Source organism: Bartonella sp. TS82HLJMH (assembly GCF_042193495.1).
Taxonomy (GTDB): Bacteria; Pseudomonadota; Alphaproteobacteria; order Rhizobiales; family Rhizobiaceae; genus Bartonella; species Bartonella grahamii.
This window is the reverse complement of record NZ_JBHILU010000097.1, coordinates 1-641: the sequence shown is the minus strand read 5'-3', so window position 1 is coordinate 641 and position 641 is coordinate 1. Positions and strand designations below refer to the sequence as shown.

Genomic DNA, 641 nt, shown 5'->3' with positions numbered 1-641 from the left:
AAATGTGTCTTTTTTATGTTTTGGAGGTGTTTTTAAGTTTTTTCATTGGAGAGTTTGTTATGAAAAAATTCTATACCCCACGAGCCACGAGTAATTTAAATAATTCTCGTTTTTCTTATCCATTTTCTTTGGTGAGGGGGATTTCGTTTGCTGCAATGGTTGCATTTTTATCAAATGTTTCTCCTAGCTTTTCAGCAAATTCTGATTTTAGAAACACATTTCTTGAAGGTGTAGAAAGTGCTGGTGTTTCTTATCCGCAAAACATCATCTCTGTTGCTGGTTTGAATGCCTCTTCTGTTTCAAAAGACAGTTATTTAAAAGCGCTGAATGTTGCTTTGACATCTAAGATAAATACTTCTGAGGACTATGCAAATTTTTTAATAAAAACCCTTTCTGGTGTGAATGATGATAGTCCTGTCGTGAATGTTTTAACGACAGATAGCAAAAATTTATTGGCAAGAACCCTAGATGCAGGGGAGCAATATAAAAAGCCTCTCATTAATCCACGGTCATTTGTGGTTGATAGCTCTGCAGACAAACAGTTTGCACAGGATGATGAGAATACAGATATTATTAATGTATCAGATTTCTCACGAAATGATCCCATCACGAGATTGACACGTAGTGCTGGGATGCAACGT

Annotated in this window: 1 pseudogene; it reads left to right on the top strand. The window is 35.9% G+C overall.

From position 1 onward, the window contains the following. Nucleotides 1-59 precede the first annotated feature (59 nt). Nucleotides 60-641, top strand: a pseudogene (locus ACFIKO_RS09450) (hypothetical protein); the annotation flags it as partial.